The organism is Enterococcus sp. AZ015 (genome assembly GCF_050499225.1).
In the GTDB taxonomy this organism is placed as follows: Bacteria; Bacillota; Bacilli; order Lactobacillales; family Enterococcaceae; genus Enterococcus_D; species Enterococcus_D entomosocium.
The window spans coordinates 2,539,854-2,556,126 of record NZ_JBMHEX010000001.1 but is presented as its reverse complement, the minus strand read 5'-3'; the positions used below and the strand labels follow the sequence as shown (position 1 = coordinate 2,556,126).

The following is a 16,273-nucleotide window of genomic DNA, read 5'->3' as shown; positions in this document are numbered from 1 at the left end:
ATGTTACACACTATTATTCAAAAAAACAATTACCAAGATTCCATTGTTTTAATGCTTTTGACCAATCGTCTACTGACGATCGAAGGGATCAACAACGCTTCGGTCATGATGGGCACACCTGCCAATAAGGACATTTTCAAGACGGGTGGTCTTTATACCGAGGAGATGAGCAATGCGACATCCAACGATATGGTGCTCGTTTTAGACATCGAAGAGGAAGAAATCATCGAAACAGTCCTGTCAGAAATCGATGCCTTCTTATCGGACCAAAGCAATAGCGCAGGAGAGGAAACCCAAAGCGTCAAAACTTGGGAAAAAGCCTTAGATCTTGGAAAAGATGCGAAGGTCGCTGTCTTATCGATTCCCGGTACTATGGCAGCACCAGAAATTGAAACCGCATTAGCAGCGGGCAAACATGTATTTTGTTTCAGTGATAACGTTTCATTGGAAGAGGAAGTTCGGCTAAAGAAACTGGCGCATGAAAAAGGACTTCTTTTAATGGGACCAGATTGTGGCACAGGGATTCTCAACGGGATACCAGTAGCCTTCACCAATGCCGTCCGTAAAGGGAAAATCGGTGTTGTCGGCGCTTCGGGTACTGGTATCCAAGAAGTCACCACTATTATTCATAAATTGGGTGCCGGTGTGACACAAGCCATCGGAACCGGTGGACGAGATCTCAAAGAAGCCGTCGGTGGGATCACCATGAAAGATAGCATTCTTGCCTTGGAACACGATCCTGATACGGAGGTGATCGTGGTGATCTCCAAACCACCTGCACCACGTGTCCGAGATGAAGTGTTGGCACTTTTAAGAAGAGGAACAAAACCTGCAGTCACGATTTTTCTTGGGGAAGAGCCAACGGACCACGAAGAAAATCTTTACCGAGCCTACACGCTGGAAGAAGCGGCTCAATTAGCCGTGCAGCTGCTACGTCAAGAACAGATTGGACTAGAGCCAGTGAAAGAGGAAACAGCAGCTGCCACTTTTGGACCTGAACAACAAAAAATCAAAGCTTACTATTCTGGCGGAACATTGGCGTACGAAGCAGCGATGCTTGTTAAAGCAGGATTAAATCTGGAACAAGAAGATACCCATCAGGAAGGATACATCTTAAAAGCAGCTGGCCATGAGATCATCGATTTAGGTGATGACATTTATACTCAAGGCAAGCCCCATCCGATGATCGACCCAACAAAGCGGATCGAACTGTTGAAACAAGCGGGGGAAGATCCTGAAACGGCAGTGATTTTGTTAGATATCGTTTTAGGGTACGGCTCTCATCAAGATATGGCGAGTGAATTGGCACCGACCATCAAATCATTGAAGGAAGAAGCACAAGCAGCTGGTCGGGAGTTAGCGGTGATCGCTACGATCGTTGGAACTGATTTAGACCCCCAAGATAGCAACGAGCAAGCAGAGATTTTAACCGCAGCTGGCGTGATTTTGTGTCAAAGCAATGCCCAAGCAGTCAAAAAAGCTTTAGCAATGCTCGGCCATCCCTTTTCCCCAATTAGTCGTAAGCTGTTGCCAAAAGCAGTGACAACTGCCGATGGGTTGCCAGAGCCATCTGAAAAGAGCCGCGAATTGTTGTCGAATGACGCGTTCATCAATGTAGGGTTGCGTAGCTTTGCAGAAGCGATCCAGACGCATCACGGTCAAGTCGTTCAATACGACTGGCAGCCAATTGCTGGTGGGAACGTAACGTTACAAAAAGCCTTACGTTTCTTAGCACAAGTGTCACTATCAGAGTAGGAGGAAGTTATCGTGTACGAAACTATTGAAGAAGCAAACCAAGCCGTTATTGCCAAGATCGTTGCCGGTTCGCCTTTTTTGTTGGATGTCGTTCCAGCAGTCAGTGTCATTCCAGAATTAGGTGAAGGAAAAGTCCTATTGCACGCAGGACCACCGATCCGCTACGACCAGATGATCGATCCGATTCAAGGCGCTTGTGTTGGAGCGGGACTTTTTGAAGGCTGGGGCGAAACGGAAGAAGAGGTACGTCATTTATTAGCATCTGGGGAAGTTCAACTGATTCCTTGTCACCACGTGCAAGCGGTTGGCCCAATGGGGGGCATCACCTCTGCCAATATGCCGGTTCTCGTGGTGGAAAACAAAACAGACGGCAACCGAGCGTACTGTACGATGAACGAAGGGATTGGGGCAGTTTTACGTTTTGGCGCCTATTCTCAAGAAGTCATTGATCGCTTGCATTGGATGAAAAATACGTTAGCACCAGTTTTAAGTGCTGCACTACAAACAAAACCCGATGGCTTGAACATCAATGTCTTAGTCGCAAAAGCAATCGCCATGGGGGATGAGTTCCATCAACGGAATATCGCTGCTTCGTTGGCGTTCTTAAAAGAAGTAGCACCAGCGATCGTTACCCTTGAAGGATTTGAAAAAGAAAAACCAGAAGTCATTCAGTTTCTAGCAGACACGGATCAGTTTTTTTTGAATATCATGATGGCTTCTTCAAAAGCGGTGCTTGATGGCGCCCGGACGATTGAAGAAGGAACGGTTGTGACAGCAATGTGTCGCAACGGGCATGAATTCGGTATCCGTATTTCTGGTATGGGGGACGAGTGGTTTACCGGTCCTGTCAATACACCAAAAGGGTTGTATTTCTCAGGATTCAGTGAAGAAGATGCCTCTCCAGATATGGGCGACAGTGCCATTACGGAAACCTTTGGTGTTGGGGGAATGGCGATGATTGCTGCCCCAGCTGTGACACGCTTCGTTGGTTCCGGCGGATTTCACGATGCGTTGAAAACCAGCAATGAGATGTTAGAGATCTCCATTGATACCAATCCGAATTTTCCCGTTCCTACATGGGACTTCAAAGGGATCTGTTTAGGGATCGATGCTCGGAAAGTCGTGGAAACAGGGATCTTACCGGTGATCAATACAGGGATCGCCAACAAACAAGCTGGACGGGGACAAATTGGGGCCGGGACAGTGACACCACCAATGGATTGCTTTGAAAAAGCTGTCTTGGCTTATGCAAAAAAATTAGGATTTGAAGAATAACTCAGGGTCTGAAAACGTGAAAAGGAGCAACCTAGCGATGATACAGGCAAAATGGATCGACCAAGCTTTATTTGAACCCGCATTTATCAATGGCACCTGGCTCGTTCACAGTGTGTTTCAGCATAGTTTCAATCTGCAAGATCCTCGTCAGGATCAGCTGATCTGTGTCTCTAAACAAGCGGCTCGCGTGCCCAAAGGGATGATTTTAGCTGCCGACGATTATGCAGCGTTGGCGACCGACTTGCTTGCTGGTACCACTCTTTTGGTTCAGCAACGGGTGGTCCATTTTCCGCATCATCGTCTGTCTTTTCAAAAGGCAGCCATGTTTACAACCACCTTCCCAGCTGGCACAGCCCCATTTGATCGAGAACTGTTTTGGTCAACCCTCCAACATGTCACGGAAAAGACGGGGATTCAAGAAGCTGTTTCACAAACCATCAGCAGCAATCATCCGTTTTATGACGCAATCGATCAGCTATGCACGCCTTCATTTAAAGAACAACGGCAAGCAGTCGCTTATTTAGTCGGACGGGGTGTCGGATTGACCCCCACAGGCGATGATATGCTAGTTGGTCATTTGCTGGCTCGCCGAGTGATGGGGCAAGAAGATACCCGCTTGGTGGCTTATCTACAAAGAAGGCTGTTGACAGTCAATGATTTGACGACTGACGTCAGTAAACATTATCTTCTGCATGCGTTGACAGGCGCATTCAATCAATCGGCGTTATCCTTGACCAGGTGTACCGATTCAGCGGCTTTTTACCAAGTAATCAAAGAGATACTAGCGATCGGTCATACCTCGGGGGCTGACTTTTTGGCAGGGTTTGCTCGCAGTATCAATCAATTTCAAAACAATAGAAATGAGGAATTCATATGGCAAAACGAGTGGTCATCGCTCTAGGGGGCAATGCAATTTTAAAACCGAATCAACCAGCGACCGTAGAGACACAGCTTGCAAATATCCAGTTAAGTGCAGAACAGATCGCTAAAATCGAGAAACTTGACCATCAAATCGTTGTGACGCATGGCAATGGGCCGCAAGTCGGCAATATTTTACGACAAAATGAAGAAGCCAAAGAAGTCGTGCCGCCTTTTCCACTGGATGTCTGCAATGCAGAGTCACAAGGCTTTATCGGTTATTTGATGGAGCAAAGCATCAAAAATAAAATCGATCAAGAAGAACTGACCAGCAATGTCGTGACCTTATTGACTCAAGTGGAAGTGGCAGCGGATGATCCCGCGTTTGAAAAGCCAACGAAGCCGATCGGCTTGTTCTACTCAGAAGAAGAAGCAAAAACAATGGCTGAGGAAAAACATTGGGTTATGGAAGAAGATGCTGGACGTGGGTACCGTCGCGTCGTGCCATCCCCACAACCTGTGACGATCCACGGCGTGGAATCAATGGTTCATTTATTGAATCAAAATACCATCGTGATCGCTGGTGGCGGCGGTGGGATTCCAGTCGTAAAACAAGCGGAAGGCTTGAAAGGGATCGAAGCAGTCATCGATAAAGACCGAACTGGGAAAAAATTGGCAGAACAAGTGGATGCCGATGTATTTATGATGCTGACCGACGTCAGCAACGTTTATATCAATTACGGAACACCGGAGCAAGAAAAATTAACGGGGTTATCCGTAAGTGAAGCGCAAGCATATTTTGATGCGGGGCATTTTGCAGAAGGCAGTATGGGGCCGAAAATGGAAGCAGCGATTGCGTTTGCCAAGCAAGGAAAGACGGCAATCATCTGCTCATTGGAAGAAGCAGACTTAGCATTGTTAGGTGAAGCAGGCACAAGGATCGCTGGGTAACACCAGCGATCCAACTGCTTGATTCGCCTATTAGTCGCCTTCTTCGGACAGCTCAAGGGCTAAGCGCAGATCCAGGCTAATGCTAGGATCATGCACGTTTTTTCCTAGTAGCTTTTGGCACTGTTCGATGCGGTATTTGATCGTATTGCGATGAACGAACAAGGCTTTGGCGGTGCGGGTGATCTCACATTGATAATCCAAGTAAGCCCGTAAGGTTTTGCGCAATTCGATGGTGGCATCTTCTTGCGGAAACGCCAATTCTTTGAGGATCGTGCGGCAGAAATAATGGATATCTTCAGGGCTCATTTTTTCAAATAGACTCCGCATTCCCCGTTGATGGTAGAAAGAGACGATGGGAGAATCATGTTGGCCTCTTCGTTCTTCATAAGCAGTCTTTGCTTCAATGTAGGAGCTGGCTAAATCATTGATGCTTTCACAGACACTCCCTACACCAAAGGCCATTCGAAAAGGCAACCGATTGGTCAAAGCATTGGCGGTCTCAATCAAATGGTCTTCTAAGGCATCACACTTATGCTGCACGAAAATCGCAAAGTGATTGCTGCCCTTTAAGCGAAAGAGACAAACATCTTTGATGCGATAAGGCAGTTGTTCACTAAACCACTGATAGACCAAGTCACTTTCTTCTTTTAGGTATTTGTCTTTGTCTTTGGTTTCTTTGGTTGGTTCACAGGCACCATAGATGACACGATAATGGCGGGCTTTGACCAACCCGTAAGTCTTTCCGAGATCTAACCAATCTTTTTGTTCCTGTTTGGAAGATTGCTGGTATTCGATCATCCGTGTTAAAAAGTCACTTTTTAAATCTTCAAAAGATTCTTGCACTTTTTGGTTTTTGTAGAGCATAAACGACAAGACCAATGCTGCTTGTTCCAGCGCAAAATCCGAGACAGGATAAGGAATCGCCTCAGGATTCAAAATGACTAAATAATGGGGGAAATAAGTGGAGGTTTCAATGGCATAATAAGAAATTTGTGACGTTTTTTCATGGAGATCTTTGATAGGGATCGCCCCGCTTTTTTCACCAGTAAAAACCCCTTTCGTTTGTCCTAATTGATGGATGTAGTACTCCGCGGGTTTTGACATGCGGGTGAAATGCTTGGAATGGGCAATCACTTGTTTGAAAGGATTCAACAAAATGATCGGTGTATTGACCATTTGGCCAAAATCAGCGATAAAGCGAGCGATGCTGACATCCTTCATCAAGGAAGCAGAGAACCGTTTTTGGATATCTAAGGCATAACTCAGCTGCTCGGTTTTGGTGTTCCATAGTAAATTCAAAAGCTGGTGCATCAAACGGCCCAGCGGCATCGTGGCAGGTACTTCTACGATGGGGAAACCTAAACTATCGGCGTAGGCGATGACTTCAGGATCGATGACATCCAAAAAGCGACCGATCTTGATGCCTAATCCAGCGGCATTTTTGGCTACGAGGGAATCGATCAGTTCAAGCAGTGCTCCTTGATTATCTTTATAAACCATCGCCGTGCTTAAGATAAAGGTATGCTCAGGAATATAGTGGGCGATATCGGGGGTCTCAGTGATTTCGATACTGTCGACGGGAATTTCCGCGGTAATGGGATCTGTCAACAAACGCAAATTGGAAAAGCGTGGTGTAGCAAGCAATTCAGCAACTAACTTCATAGAGAAACTCCTTTTAGAATTGAACAAAACAAACAAAAACATGTCCTTTTTTAGCTTTATTGTACAACAAACTTGGAAACGTTGACAAGGCGTTGGGCAGTGAAATCAAAAAGAGAAATGAGGGAAAAAGATGTATAAAGAGTTAACGATCGCACAACGTACGATCATGACACCTGGGCCTGTAGAAGCCCATCCTGCTGTTCTACAAGCAATGACCAATCGCATTTTGGGGCAGTTTGATCCGAATTTTTTGGCGATCATGGATGAGGTCAAAGAAATGATCAAACAACCGTTTGGAACCAAAAACAAAGAGGCATTTGCCATTGACGGGACTTCCCGAGCTGGTTTAGAAGCGGCGCTGATCGCTTTGATCGAACCAGGGGACAAAGTCTTGATCCCCGCCTATGGGCGCTTTGCTTTCTTACTGGGAGAAATCTGTGAACGTGCTCAAGCGCAAGTCAAATATGTAGAAAAAGAATGGACGGCTCCTTTTGCACCCGCAGAGGTCATCAAAGAAATCGACGCATTTCAACCCAAGATCGTGGCGATGGTCCACGGGGAAACTGCCAATGGGCAAATGCAGCCGTTAGCAGAAATTGGGCAGTATTGTCGCGCAAAAGATATTTTCTTTGTCGTTGACATGGTGGCGACTTATGGTGGCGTGGCCCTGTCAGTCGATGATTGGTGTGTCGATTTGGCAATTGCCGGTACACAGAAGTGTTTAAGTGTGCCGTCTGGTCTTTCATTAGTGACCTACAACGATCGAGTCGAAGCCGTCCTTAATGCCCGTTACCAAAAAGAATTAGGCTTGAGCAAAACGGATCGAAACAAGCGGCACATTATGAGTAATTACTTGGATTTGAGTCAATTGCAACGCTACTGGAACAAAGAGCGAATCAACCATCACACAGAAGCGACGAGTATGATCTATGCGCTTCATGAAGGATTACGGATGTTGCTAAACGAAGGCCTCGATGCAGCCTATCAACGTCATTTGACGAATGAAGGGGCGTTGGTCGCTGGACTGGAGGCAATGGGGCTTTCGATTTATGGCGAAAAAGCAACCAAAATGCCGACAGTTACCCCCATCTTTATTCCAGAAGGTGTTGATGGCGAAGCTGTCCGAGAAGAGATGCTTCACTCCTTTGGTGTAGAGATCGCTAGTTCATTTGGTGATCTAGAAGGAAAAATCTGGCGGATTGGAAATATGGGCTACAGCAGCCGCAAAGAAAATATTTTACATGTCCTAGCCGCGTTAGAAGGGGCACTATTGTACCAGCAAGCACCAATTTCTGCCGGCAAAGCACTCATCGCTGCGTTAAATTACTACCAAAAAACGACTTAAAATTTTAGCACAAATGCACAACGACTGAAAGCGCTTTGTGAAAAATGACAAATGCAATCGTCGGCAAAAAAACGTACACTAAGACTATCTTAAAGCGCTTTCGTTGACGTGCTTCACAAACTTTACTTGTGTAACTGATGGAGGGAAAAAAATGGAAATCAATAAAGAACGTGGTGGGCTTGCCTACTGGAAACAAATTATTATCTTAATGTGTTCAGGCTGGGTCACTATCTGGATTTATCGCGCTGCGTTATCACCGGTCTATCCGCAAATCAATGAGTCACTTGGCGGCAATATTTCTGATACAGCATTAGGATCGATTGCCAGCTTTTACTTTTTCGGCTATGTGATCATGCAGATCCCTGCCGGCTTTTTAGTGGATAAGATTGGGAAGAAAACAGTTCTGCTTCCGGGATTTGTGGTATTTGCACTGGCAGCTTTACTGATTTCACAAGCCTCTTCAATCTCCATGATCTATACCGGTAGCTTTTTAGCAGGGATCGGCTGTGGATCATTTTATGGTTCCGCGTATTCTTTGACCTCACAGAACATTCCGAAAGAAAAGAAGAGCTTCTCAACAGCGATCGTCAATAGTGGTTCTGCCGTTGGTTCAGGGTTTGGGATGATCTTATCAAGCTTTATCGTTATTCAGATGAACATGCCTTGGCAAACAATGATGTATTTATCCGCTTTCTTGATCGTTTGTATGACGATCGCTTTCGCATTGGTGATCCGCAGCAACAAAGAAGACGTAGCTTTCTTGGAGAGTCAAGCAGCAGCTGAAGAAGAAACAACGGATCAGCCGAAAGAAAAAGTTTCCCTTTCGACCTTGTTCTCCCTGCGGATGCTCTTTACGTATGTGTTATATTTTGCGACGTGTTATGCCTACTATATGACGGTTACTTGGCTACCAAACTTCTTAGGAACAGAACGAGGCTTCCAAGGAGTCGCAATCGGATTCTCTTCTTCATTGGTGGCATTTGCTTCGATTCCTGGGGCCTTGTTCTTTAGCCGCTTGGCAGACAAATACATGCATAAAAAAGTTACCTTTATCGTTATTTTAGAAGTATTAGCGGCGTTGATGTTATTAGTAACGGTGCAAGCAACAAATTCGACCTTCTTAATGATCGCGTTGATCTTGTACGGGTTCCTTGGAAAACTAGCGGTTGAACCAATCATCATTTCTTGGCTAGGGGAAAATGCACCAAAAGTTGGGGTCGGTACGACATTAGGGGTCTTCAACTTTTTCGGCATGATGTCTTCCGTTATCGCACCAACATTGACCGGATCGATCTCGGATGCAACAGGGTCAAAAGTAATGGGCTTTTATATCGCAATTATTTTGTTGATCGGTGGTACATTCTTATTCTTGACTGTAAACTCTAAGAAAACAGCAAAGTAGAAAAGTGAGGAACAACAGATGAAAAAACGATCCTTAAAAATCAGTTTGACCAACCAAATCATGATTGCAACGGTATTGGGGATTTTTTGGGGCGTTTCCTTTCCCGGTTTAGGTGATCAAATGCAGCTAGTCGGGGACTTCTTCTTGCGACTGATTCAAATGTCTGTGGTCGTGTTGGTCATGGGCTCGGTGATTGAAGCGGTGGGGGGACTTGATCCAAAAGAATTAGGTGGGATCGGCGGGAAAGTCTTCCTCTGGTTTACCGGTTCGACCCTCGTCGCCGCTATTTTCGGTCTCTTGTTCGCCTTGATCCTCAAGCCCGGCGCAGGCCTTGACCAGTCGCTGCTGCAAAGTACAGAAACTGCATTAAGTACCAGCAGTATAGAAGAAGTCATCTTGAACTTTGTTCCACTGAACATTATTCAAGCCATGGTGGAGCAGAATATGATCCAAGTGATTATTTTTTCGCTCTTCTTTGGCCTTGCCTTGAGCTTAATCAAGCATGAAAAAAAGAATCAGCTGTTTCTAGATATGATCAGTAGTTTTAATCATATTTTGTTAAAAATGGTCAGCATGATCATGAAGTTGGCGCCGATCGGGATTTTCGGCCTTGTTGCTTCCTTGGTAGAAGATACCGGCATTCGTGTGTTGGGAATGTTAGCCAGTTTTTTATTGACGTTAGCAGCGGCATCTTTGCTCTTTTTGTTTCTTTGGTTTCTCTTGACGTCGCTCTATTGCAAAGTTTCCTTGTTTCGTTTGATAAAGAATATGTGGCGTCTATCGGTGATTTCCTTTACGACCACCTCTTCTGCTGTTTCATTGCCGTTTCAAATCGAAGATGGCAAAGAACGATTTGGGATCAGTGATCGAATCAATAAGCTCGTGATGCCTCTAGGCATGACCTTAAATAGCAATGGGCTCTCCTTATTTTTAGCCCTGGCAATCGTAACCGTTGCTCAGGCGTACCAGATCCAATTGAGCTGGGGGGATCTTTTGCAAGTGGTCTTGTTGTCCTCGTTGGCATGCTTGGGAACGATCGTCGTTCCAGGCGGCGGATTAGTCACACTGGCTACGGTTTTACCTATGTTAGGACTGCCTAATGAAAGCATCGCCTTACTGGCAGGGATCGATTGGTTTTCTGGGATGTTTCGGACCCTCTTGAATGTTGACCCTGACGTCACGGTGGCGTTGATCGTTGCTCATGATGAAGGAGAACTGGATCGTGCAATCTTCAATGGTGAAAAAGCCCAGGTCAAATTAGCAGAAAAAATCACCGATGGCGTATAAGACCAATCATTCTTGTGATGAAACTTTACTCTTTTTTGGAAACGTGCTACGATTGATTCGTTGATAGACTAAAGAAGCTTCCTGAAATACCGTAAACGGTAAACAGTAGCGGCTGATTTTCCGCTTGTCATTCAACAGACAACTACGACAAAAAGAGGAGGAAAAAACATGACAGCATCGATGAAATTGTGGATTGACCTTTTGAATAGCTAATTTAAATCTATTTCAAAAGTCTAGGCAATCGTGATTTCAAGGGATGAGTGTCCTCTTTTTTCCAATTTCTTATTAAAATCAGGGTATAGCGGTAGGCTATGCCCTTTTTTTGTGCTTGCGTTTTCCTAGACGGGAAGGACAGACTGATGGAACAATTAAGTGTAAAAATAAACAATCTAATCAAAAATTATGGGGCCAAAGAAGTACTGAACATTGAAGAACTGAGTGCCTATCAAACGGATCGTATCGGGATCGTGGGCGCAAACGGGCAAGGCAAGTCTACCTTGCTGAAGTTGATTGCGGGAGTGGTCGATCCTGATTCAGGAACGATCCAAAAAGAAAATTCGTTTCACTATTTCCCGCAAATCGCTGAGGTGACTGAAAAGACGGAGGCCCTTGACTGGGCGCTGTTCGGTCGTTTTTCGATCCCAACAAATGGATTGGCGACACTAAGCGGCGGGGAGGAGACCAAATACCGGTTGGCACAAACGTTATCTTCCTATCAGTTAGGACTTTTGCTCGATGAGCCAACGACCCATTTGGACCAGCAAGGAATTCAAGTCTTGATTGAGGAATTGCAGTATTATTATGGCACCCTGATCGTGGTCAGTCATGATCGGTATCTATTGAATCAGCTGGCAACGAAAATCTGGGAAGTCGATCAAGGAAAAGTCACCGAGTATGCTGGCAATTATGACAGTTACCGACAGCAAAAAGAGCAAGCGGCACAGCGTATTGCCTGGGAGGCTGCGCAGTATCAGCAACAAAAACAGCAGTTGACCCAAGCAATCCAAAAGAAAAAAGAACAAGCGATCAAGAGCAGTCGTATTTCTGAAAAAAAGCGACAGCAGAACATCCGACCAGACCGTTTGTCGTCATCAAAACAAAAAGACACGGTGCAAAAGTCATTGCAAAAAACAGTCAAAGCCATGGAAAGCCGCTTGGATCAGTTGGAAGAAGTGAAGGGCGTCGCCCGGCAGCAGGTGATTCGTTTTCCAGTAGTCCCTGCAGTGGAGCTGCATAATAAACGACCGATTCGTGGGGAGCAAGTAACCATTCAAAGAGGGGCGAAACGATTGCTAGACAGCAGCAGTTTCCAGTTTGCTGCCGGGAAGAAAATCGCTATCGTGGGTCCGAACGGTTCGGGAAAGTCGACTTTACTAAAAGAAATCATCGCAGGTGGAGAGGGAATCTATGTATCACCGAAAATCGTCTTTGCGGTCTACGAGCAAATGGGCTATCGAAAAAACAGCACCACACCGCTTTTGACGGAATTGATGGCTCAAACAGACTATCAGGAACCACTGGTCCGCAGTATTTTACACAATCTGAGATTTAGCCAGATTGACGTGATGAAGCCAGTCAATGTGCTAAGCGGCGGAGAAGCGACACGGGTCGAGCTCGCACGCATCTTTACTCAACCTGCCAATGTCTTGATACTTGATGAACCGACGAACTTTATTGATCTGCCGACAATCACCGTCTTGGAACAATTGATTCGCAGCTATCGAGGCATGGTTTTGTTCACATCTCACGATCAAGCGTTTATCGATGCCGTCGCGGATGATGTGTATCAAATCGATCATGGAAAATTAACATTGGTTTCCAGTAACTAGCAGCATTGTCGCTTTTATACCTGTATAAAGAAAAACAGCGCGGGAAAGGAAGCGACCGCCCAACGTTCGATCAACAATCGGCCGTTGAGCGGTCACTACAAAACCCGTGCTGTTTTTTTCGCAATCATCGGTATCGCCTAGCTGTTGCTACATCGCTTAATAAATCTTTTTCGTAAAGTATTTTAAGATCAGGGGAGAGATCAAGGTACTCAACAAGACAACGATCACCAAAGGGGAATACAATGCGGACGAAATCAATTGGTTTTGTTGACCAATCTGCAAAATGATCAATGCCATTTCACCTCGGGAAATCATTCCAGCTCCCACCATCCAAGCACTGTTGTTTGAGAATTTCGCGATTTTCGCCCCGACATAGCCGCCGACCAATTTGGTCATGATCGCGACCACGGTAAAGGCAAGAATAAAGAATAATTGCTCATTTAAGCGGGAAAAATCAACTTCCAAGCCAACGCTGACAAAGAACACCGGAATGAAGACGGCGTAACCTAATGCTTCGACACTGTGTTCCACTTCCTCACGAACCTTCGTTTGACTGACAGCGATCCCTGCGAAGAAGGCACCAATGACCGAGCTTAACCCAACGAGGTCAGCAAGATACGCCATTCCTAAGCAGATGATCAGTGACATGATGATCACCGCGGAATTTGCAAATAGCTTTTCTGCAAGTGCCAATAAGAACGGAGCAATCCATTTCACTAATAGAAAAATCAACACAAAATAAATCAATTCTACCAATAAGGTGACCGGCAGTGGTGTTGCTTGGCTGCTTTCGCCGCCTAAAAAGGAAAGGCTAAGACTCAAAACCAACACGACCAAAATATCATCCACGACGGAAGCACCAAGAATCGTCGACCCTTCTTTCGTATTCACCACATTCAACTCTTTCAATACTTCGACAGAAATACTGACTGAGGTGGCAGCTAATACGATCCCGAAAAAGAACGCTTCTGTGGGACTGCTTTGAAAACCGACCCCCGTGGCATACCCGAAGAGCATAGGGAACACGATCCCCAAAAGGGCAACGAGCATCCCTGGACGAAAATAGCGTTTCAATAAAGAAATATCACTTTCCAATCCCGCTAAAAACATCAGCAAAATAACACCAATCTCTGAAAAATCATGAACCAGAATATCTGGATGGACCCAATTGAGTCCTGCGCCTCCTAATAAAACCCCCGCTAACAACTGCCCGATAACAGCAGGAACGCCCATCTGTCTCGCCAGATGCGAGAAGAGGGTCGTCGTGATTAGGATCAAACACAAAATCCCGACAAAATGCATAAAACCTCATCCTTCTTTCCTATAACATACTCCCCTTTAGTATAGCATTCTCTCTTGAATTGAGCCTGTATCAAGCCTTTTTTTATTAAAAGAGTTTCATTAAACCACACGTTTTTTGAGATAAGGAGGAAGCGAAGGCAATCAGAGTTTTTCTGTGCACTCGTCGAAATAAAAAAACATTATTTTCACTTTACTTGTATCAAATTATTGTTTGAGCCAACGGGCGAGCTGCTGAAACACCATTTGGACTTGCGGCTCCTCGACGTTTTTCAAAAAGTCGTGGGGCAAATCATAGACAGGGACAAATTTGCTTTTAGGCACTTTCTTCAAGCCTTTGCTGTAACGAAAAGGAACTTCCTCATCGGTACTGCTGGCACTGCTGAAAATTGGAGGAAATTGAGCAAGCAGCTCAGGATCAATGGCATAGTCAGAAAGAGCTTCAGCTGTTAGACCATAGATCGTGGTGAGTTCTTGCTGTTGAACCCAATAAACATAAGGCAAATAGCGCTGAAACTGCGGATCATCCCAAACGATCTCGGTTTGATCCAAAGAAGGGACTTGCTCTTTGCTTAAGAGCGGCTGCTGCAAGACTCGTTTGTTTTCAATAAAAGAAAGATCGGTATACCCATAAAAATTGACCAGTTTTTCAGGCAATCTCTGTTGTTCCTTCAGTAATTGCTGGGTCAGCGCCAGCATCAAATAACCGCCAGCTGAGCGTCCGCAGAAACAAAACGGGTTATCTTTAAGCACAGTTGCTTGCAATTCTTGAAAATTTTGCCAGTTCAGCGCCAAAATCTCCGCTAACGAGGAATTGGGCGCCAGTAAATAATCGACTGTGAGGACGCTGTATTGCTGCTCTTGAAATAGTGCGATCAGTGATGCGGGAATGTCTTGACGGGTTCCATAAACAAAACCGCCGCCGTGAAAGTAAATCACGTATTTCTCCGAAGCAGGATAAAGGGACACCGAAGCACCGGTGGTCAATTGCCATTCTTTTTTCATTTTGCTTGACTCCTTTTCTGAAGCTCTAATAAATAGGTGCCGATCTCGTAATTGACTAATTGGATCGGACTTGTCAGATCGATCTCTAGTAGCTGTTCGATTTTGCTTAGCCGATAACGAATCGTTTTGGCATGAAGAAACAAGGTTTCAGCCGTATTTTTGTAATTGCGATTCGTGATAAAAAAGGTATACAGCGTTTTGAACAGCTCTTCATTTTCTTCCGAAAGTTGATACAGCTTCGGGGGAATGCTTTGCTGCAGCTTTTCTAGTTGGTTCTCCTTGATAAAGGAACTAAAGATACCTAAGTCGCTATAGGCAATGATCGGCGCCAAATAAAACTGCCGATTGAAGCGGATCGCATCCAAACACTCTGGCAGGATCTCTTTGATCTGTTCCTTGCGTAAGACTTCGCTGACCACCAAGCAGCCATGTTCATCGGCTAACAGGGCATCATCAAAATGTGTCTGCAGCATCTGTTTCGTCACCTGATGGGCGATCGATTGGAAATTATAGAGGATCACCAAATAATTGTGGTGTTCAAAAAAGACGTGGGGTGTTTTCAACGCCCGTAGCTTGTGCAAAACGACGGACTTACGCTCCTTATCTTTAAAGCTGTTGGAAGCAAAGGCGATGCCTTGGTAAAAATCGTAGCGATCCAGTTGCGCTTCTTCTAACAAAAGATCCAGCTCAGCCAAATTGCTAGGAGTGTTTTGCAAGATCGCATCGGCAAGATTGTTCATGCGATTGTAGCGCTCTTTCTTCAACAAATACGCCATTTGGAGGCGTTCATAGATGACGTCGATCACATTTTCAATAATCATGACTTTTGCCTCAGGGATCTGCGAATCTTTCTGATAAACGATCAGGGTACATAGATCATTGTAAGGATTGATGATCTCTACTTTGATGGCAGTCACATATTGATTGTTCTCATGAGAAAATAATTCCAAATATTCGTAGTGGTTCTTGGTAAACTCGATGGTCTTCATAGGTTCTTGTTTGGTCACCACGAAATTCTTAAAGGATTGACCGACGGACACATGCACATCTAAATGGGGGATGCGCAAAGAACAAGGCTTTTCGATCAATTGATAGAACTCTTGCATGATCTGATCGAAAGAAGAGTGGTTGCGCTCGACTTTCATGAAGCGCTGGCGAACTTCGTAATAGGTACGCAGCAGCTGGGTTTGGTGATTCAGCAATGGTTCGTAAACCGCTAGCATGATGGCTTCATAGCTGACTTCTTGCTGTACTTTGATCAAAGGGATCTGATAAGCAAAGCTAAGCTCAATCACCCAATCTGGAATCATAGGGATCAAGCGATCCACTTTGATCACTAAACCGCTGACACCGATTTGCTGCATTTTTTCAAAAAAAACACGCAGTTCCTCAGGCGATTGGTCTTTGAAGGCATAAAAAGAAGTCAAAATCAATTGATGGGCTTTGCTCCATTTTTCGATATCCATCGCTTCCAACACCATAACGGAACCAACGGAATTTGTTAAACCAATGGAGCCAGTCAGGACTTTACTTTTTTCAAAAAGCGGCAGTTCAACCAATTCTTTTAATTTCATAAAATGCTCCTTTTTTCTCTTTTGGATAAAA

At 45.0% G+C, this 16,273-nt stretch carries 12 protein-coding genes; 8 read left to right on the top strand and 4 right to left on the bottom strand.

The window, feature by feature from the left end; all coding sequences use genetic code 11:
* Genes fdrA through arcC form a run of 4 tightly spaced genes read left to right on the top strand, consistent with a single transcriptional unit; the run spans position 1 to position 4,839 of the window.
* Positions 1 to 1,755: an acyl-CoA synthetase FdrA gene (gene fdrA / locus IGK85_RS11845; RefSeq protein WP_008379230.1), complete on the top strand. Its 1,755-nt coding sequence runs from the start codon at positions 1 to 3 to the stop codon at positions 1,753 to 1,755.
* Between the two features lie 12 nt (positions 1,756 to 1,767).
* Positions 1,768 to 3,030 (top strand): DUF1116 domain-containing protein, encoded by a 1,263-nt coding sequence (locus IGK85_RS11840; protein WP_005234461.1) that lies wholly within the window; start codon positions 1,768 to 1,770, stop codon positions 3,028 to 3,030.
* Positions 3,031 to 3,067: 37 nt separating this feature from the next.
* Positions 3,068 to 3,931: a DUF2877 domain-containing protein gene (locus tag IGK85_RS11835; protein ID WP_008379227.1), complete on the top strand. Its 864-nt coding sequence runs from the start codon at positions 3,068 to 3,070 to the stop codon at positions 3,929 to 3,931.
* Positions 3,904 to 4,839 (top strand): carbamate kinase, encoded by a 936-nt coding sequence (gene arcC, locus IGK85_RS11830; RefSeq protein ID WP_008379225.1) that lies wholly within the window; start codon positions 3,904 to 3,906, stop codon positions 4,837 to 4,839. The genes IGK85_RS11835 and arcC overlap by 28 nt, the downstream gene beginning before the upstream one ends.
* A gap of 30 nt (positions 4,840 to 4,869) precedes the next feature.
* Here the strand turns inward: arcC and IGK85_RS11825 are convergent, their stop codons facing one another.
* A complete protein-coding gene (locus IGK85_RS11825; protein ID WP_016613699.1) occupies positions 4,870 to 6,501 on the bottom strand; it encodes a PucR family transcriptional regulator in 1,632 nt (543 codons plus the stop codon).
* A 130-nt stretch (positions 6,502 to 6,631) separates the two neighbouring features.
* Here IGK85_RS11825 and IGK85_RS11820 point away from each other — a divergent pair, with 130 nt between their 5' ends.
* The 4 genes from IGK85_RS11820 to abc-f all read left to right on the top strand — a co-directional run bounded on the left by IGK85_RS11820 (position 6,632) and on the right by abc-f (position 12,364).
* Positions 6,632 to 7,846 (top strand): pyridoxal-phosphate-dependent aminotransferase family protein, encoded by a 1,215-nt coding sequence (locus IGK85_RS11820; RefSeq protein WP_008379221.1) that lies wholly within the window; start codon positions 6,632 to 6,634, stop codon positions 7,844 to 7,846.
* A gap of 151 nt (positions 7,847 to 7,997) precedes the next feature.
* The gene (locus IGK85_RS11815) at positions 7,998 to 9,248 is read left to right on the top strand and encodes an MFS transporter (protein WP_005225368.1); all 1,251 of its coding nucleotides are present in this window, start codon (positions 7,998 to 8,000) and stop codon (positions 9,246 to 9,248) included.
* 18 nt (positions 9,249 to 9,266) lie between these two features.
* Positions 9,267 to 10,535 (top strand): dicarboxylate/amino acid:cation symporter, encoded by a 1,269-nt coding sequence (locus IGK85_RS11810; RefSeq protein WP_008379218.1) that lies wholly within the window; start codon positions 9,267 to 9,269, stop codon positions 10,533 to 10,535.
* Between the two features lie 359 nt (positions 10,536 to 10,894).
* Entirely contained in the window at positions 10,895 to 12,364 is a 1,470-nt protein-coding gene (gene abc-f / locus IGK85_RS11805) for a ribosomal protection-like ABC-F family protein (protein WP_008379216.1), read from the top strand.
* Positions 12,365 to 12,520: 156 nt separating this feature from the next.
* On the opposite strand, the gene IGK85_RS11800 is transcribed toward abc-f, so the two are convergent.
* The 3 genes from IGK85_RS11800 to IGK85_RS11790 form a co-directional block, all read right to left on the bottom strand.
* On the bottom strand, positions 12,521 to 13,666 hold the full coding sequence (locus IGK85_RS11800) for a cation:proton antiporter (protein WP_008379214.1): 1,146 nt from the start codon (positions 13,664 to 13,666) through the stop codon (positions 12,521 to 12,523).
* A 204-nt stretch (positions 13,667 to 13,870) separates the two neighbouring features.
* The gene (locus IGK85_RS11795) at positions 13,871 to 14,668 is read right to left on the bottom strand and encodes an alpha/beta hydrolase (protein ID WP_008379212.1); all 798 of its coding nucleotides are present in this window, start codon (positions 14,666 to 14,668) and stop codon (positions 13,871 to 13,873) included.
* On the bottom strand, positions 14,665 to 16,242 hold the full coding sequence (locus tag IGK85_RS11790) for a PucR family transcriptional regulator (RefSeq protein WP_008379210.1): 1,578 nt from the start codon (positions 16,240 to 16,242) through the stop codon (positions 14,665 to 14,667). The genes IGK85_RS11795 and IGK85_RS11790 overlap by 4 nt, the downstream gene beginning before the upstream one ends.
* Between the last annotated feature and the right edge of the window lie 31 nt (positions 16,243 to 16,273).